The organism is Corynebacterium sp. 122RC1 (genome assembly GCF_024580955.1).
In the GTDB taxonomy this organism is placed as follows: domain Bacteria; phylum Actinomycetota; class Actinomycetes; order Mycobacteriales; family Mycobacteriaceae; genus Corynebacterium; species Corynebacterium kozikiae.
The window spans coordinates 1-4078 of sequence record NZ_JANIKD010000039.1 but is presented as its reverse complement, the minus strand read 5'-3'; the positions used below and the strand labels follow the sequence as shown (position 1 = coordinate 4078).

Annotated in this window: 1 protein-coding gene and 2 pseudogenes; 1 reads left to right on the top strand and 2 read right to left on the bottom strand. The window is 56.6% G+C overall.

Annotated features, from left to right (window positions below):
• Positions 1-124 precede the first annotated feature (124 nt).
• Positions 125-3055: pseudogene (locus NQ050_RS10865) on the bottom strand (DEAD/DEAH box helicase family protein); the annotation flags it as partial.
• On the opposite strand from NQ050_RS10865, the gene NQ050_RS10860 reads away from it, so the two are divergent.
• Positions 3054-3989 (top strand): AAA family ATPase, encoded by a 936-nt coding sequence (locus tag NQ050_RS10860; protein ID WP_306428635.1) that lies wholly within the window; start codon positions 3054-3056, stop codon positions 3987-3989. The pseudogene NQ050_RS10865 and the gene NQ050_RS10860 overlap by 2 nt on opposite strands.
• Here NQ050_RS10860 and NQ050_RS10855 read toward each other — a convergent pair.
• A pseudogene (locus NQ050_RS10855) lies at positions 3961-4078 on the bottom strand (IS6 family transposase); the annotation flags it as partial. The gene NQ050_RS10860 and the pseudogene NQ050_RS10855 overlap by 29 nt on opposite strands.

Here is a 4078-nt window from a genome sequence, read left to right as displayed (position 1 = left end):
AAGCCAGCGACTAGTTCCACTGTCCTTTCGGATGGCGGGAACGGACATAAACATAGCCCGCCCAATCGGGTGGACAGGCTATGTATCTTCGGTGCCCTGGGGTGGAACTGCTAACAACGTAATGGGGGGTGCTATTTCTTTGAGATTCCTCGGCCTTCAATGCGTTGTAGGTGGTCTCAATGTTGACCACGGAAACGTAGTAGGCCAGCAGGGTGATTTCGGTGGCAAAGAGTTCTTGCGCGTACTTCCGCGCCAGATCCTCCGGCGAAATCAAACCCGACTGCAGCAGGCGCACCGTAAACGTCGAGGTGCCAGCGAACGGATCCAGGATGCACACGCCTTCGTCGCTAAGCCCCTTGCCAAAGTGTTTGATGGAGACGTCGTTGGCGGCGCGCAGGATGAAGTCCACAATCTCGATTGGGGTGTACACAATGCCCAGGGCTTCAGATTGCTTCTTGAATGCCTTGCGGAAGAAGCGCTCGTAGAGCTCCTTGATCACCTGCTGTTTGCCGGAGGCGCTGGTCACCTCAGAGGCGCGCACACGCACCGAGGCGTAGAACTTCTCCAAGGATTCGGTTTCCGCCTCCAAGTTCTTGTCCGCGAGCGCATCCACCATGCGCTGCATCACCTGCGCCACCGGATTGTGCTGGGCAAAGTCGTACTCTGTGAACAGTGCGGAGAACACCGGCGCGGTGATCAGGTGCTGGGAGAGCATGTTGATGGCTTCGTCCTCGGTGATCGAGTCATTGAGGTTCGCCCGGAGCCCGGCCACAAATGCCTCAAACTCATCGCGAATCTCTGGGTCCGCGCCAGCAATCAGGGCCTTGATGCGGGTGATCTGGGCTTCCGCGATCTTGGCAACGTCGTCAGCCCAATCCTCCCAATACGTGCGTGTGCCCACCTTATCCACGATCTTCACATACATTGCCTCCTGCCACTTCTCCAGGGAGAACAGGGCGATCTGCTGGGCAACCTCGTGTGGACTTTCATAGGGTTCGGTCTTTGCGGTGTCAGCCTCGTTTAGCTTTACCTGCGGGTTCTGAACGTGATCAACCTCAACCCCAAGTTCCTGAGCGGCGCCCTCGTTCAAAGCGAGGGAGTTCACTTTCGCGTTGAAGCGATCGTCGTGGGCGCGCAGTGCGTTGAGGATCTGCCACACCACTTTGAAACGGGTGTTGTCATTCAACGCCTGGGAAGGGGAGACGTTCGGTGGTACCGCCACAGGCAAGATGATGTAGCCGTAGTCCTTGCCCTCAGACTTGCGCATGACCCTGCCTACGGACTGGACCACGTCCACCATGGAATTGCGGGGGCTAAAGAACACAACTGCATCCAGTGCGGGGACGTCCACACCCTCTGACAAGCAACGCGCATTCGTGAGGATTCGTGTTTCCTGCTCACCCACGGGCGATTCAATCCACGAAAGCTTTGTGTTGCGCTCCATGGCATTCATTGCGCCATCGACGTGCTGGATGGCCACCTTGAGATCCACGTTGTGCAGCGATACGTCGTTGAGAACGGCCTTTTCCTTCAACTGCTGCTGGTACGTCTCAATGAGCAGTGGGTAGGACTCTGCGATTTGCTTGGACGTTTTGATGTCTTTAGCAAAGGCCACCGTGCGCTGCATGGCTTGGGCAGACTCTTCAAACCCGCCCCTGGCGTTCTGGAGCGCGCCGGAGCGCTTGGCCAAACCATTCCACGCGCCGATCATTGCTGAGGCCAACGTGAGGTTCATCCCCTCAGAATCAAAGGCGCCCAGGGCCTCGGCAGCTACGGACTCATCCACCGTCATCACCAGCACCTTGTAGTCCGTGAGTAGCCCACGATCCACTGCTTCACCGAAGCCCAGGCGGTGGAACTCGGGGCCGTAAATGGCCTCGTCATCCATGGAGGCGATCTCCGCGGAGTGCTGCTGGGCTTTGTCCTTCACGTTGTCGTCGAACAGGCGCGGGGTGGCGGTCATATACAGGCGCTTGGTGGCCTTGATGTAGTCCGCGTCATGGATCTTGGTGAAATTGGAGGCCTCCTCACCGGCCAGGGTCACGCCCGTGGTGCGGTGGGCTTCATCGCAGATAACTAGGTCAAATTCATCCAGGCCGTGTGACTGCGCATCGTGGACAGCGGGCAGCGACTGATACGTGGAGAACACCACAGTGAGCCCCTTGGCGCGCTTGCTGAAGCTCATGCGTTCGGCGATGGCGGCGCCGTCGGTAGATACAGGAACGTCCAGGTCATAGGACGCAATGTCCTCCGCCTTCTTGGACACCTTGGAGTCCGAGCACACCGCGTAGAGCCGCAGGTCAAGGCGTGACTGCGCGGCCCATTCTTTCAGCGACTGAGAGAGGAGCGAAATCGACGGCACCAGGAACAACACTCGAGCCTTCCCACCGTTGTTCGCAGCTACTTTTTCCGCCAAGCGCAATGCCGTGAACGTCTTGCCCGTACCGCAGGCCATAACCAGCTTGCCGCGGTCATGGGTGTCAAACCCCTTGAGTACATTCTCAATTGCAGCCTGCTGATGCGGGCGCGGCTCAAAGGTTTCCTTTTGGGAGAGGTTGATTTGGATTTCCGAACCCGGGAATGCCACATCCCAGTTGATCGGGGACTCCGCAATGGAAGCCAGCCCAATGCGGCCGGTGGGGATCAACTGGTTTTCCAGGGCCAACTCAGCGTTGCTGGACCATTTGTCAGTGGTAGAGACGATCAGTCGATCCTTGAAGTACTGCTTGCCGTTTTCCGTTTCAAAGGCGCGGCCCGAGGCTTCAAAGAAGGAATCTAGGTGGGACTTCTGGATGGTGGTGGACTCTTTGTAAAACTTGCATTGAATGGCGGTCCAGGAGTCGTCTTCAATCCGGTGGGCAACCAGGTCGATGCCGGTATCCGCCTTTCCGCCGTTGTAGCGCCAGTCTACCCAGCGATACACCTCATCAAACTGGGCTTTTGAGGTCGGATCAGCACGGAAGTAATTGACCATCAGCTCTTCAAAAGCCAAGCCGTACTTGCTCTTCGGCTGATTTTCACGAAGCTGATCGAGGACCTCAGAAAACTTTGACATGGGGCCTATTCTTCTACAACTCGGCGGAAAGCGAATAAGAACGGGTGCACCATGGCTGGGAAAGTGGCGGGCAAGTAGGCGAGGGTTGGCTGAAAGGGGTGGCATGGTGAGGCGAAAGGGATTGGAAGCGTCGCAAAAGTGGGCGTGCATGTGGCGCTTAGGGGTTACGGAAAGTAATGCTCAATCACACATTTGGAGTCCGGCAAATCCGCGCGTTGAGTCTGGCAAATCCGCGCGCTGGGTCTGGCAAATCCGCGCGTTATGTTTAATGCGTCAAGCTCTCAGTCCTGAACATACTGAGTTTGTGACACTCGATGACCCTACAATGAGGGATTATGCCTCGACTGACCCTCGTGGATTTGTTGAGCAAGCGCCAGGCAAAACGCTTGCCATTGATGAAGCCCAGCGAGTTCCTGAATTGGCGCTCGCACTCAAGGCAAGTATCGATGAAAATCGAGCACCCGGACGTTTTGCGATTACCGGATCAGCGGACTTGCTTAAGGTCAAAGGTGTATCAGATTCATTGGCTGGTCGCGCTGAGAGTTTGATTGTCTATCCCTTGAGTCAAGGGGAAATCGACCGGCGTGAAACCCCCGAAAACTGGATTGAATGGATCTTGGGAGGCTGTGAAGGAGACCTTCTCCCGGGAAATGGAGTGGACGTTCGCCATCGCGTCATTCAAGGTGGATATCCTGAACCGCTAAAACGTCCAACTGCACAAGCCAAGCGATGGTTCCGCAACTATGTTGAACGCCTTGCTACCCACGATGCTAAAGAGCTTGTAAACAGGAGTTCCTTTCCCCTCCATTTAGAAAACCTGCTCAAAATTTTCGCCTCAGAGGGACAGCAAGGGCTCTGTTGCAAAGATTGGCGGCAGTCAGAGGTAGGCTGTCGCTCTGCGCCGATCAGGCGGCTGCTGCGAAATGGTGGTTGAGCATGCCCATGGCCTCCGTCAGCGCCGAGGGCCCAATGCCAAAAGCTCTCTCCACAAGGCGCACCTCGCCCCTGATGCCGGGCTGCAGG

Excerpts from the sequence above, each read along its gene's own strand:
- NQ050_RS10860 (WP_306428635.1), top strand. The coding sequence starts at position 3,054 with ATGGGGCCTATTCTTCTACAACTCGGCGGAAAGCGAATAAGAACGGGT.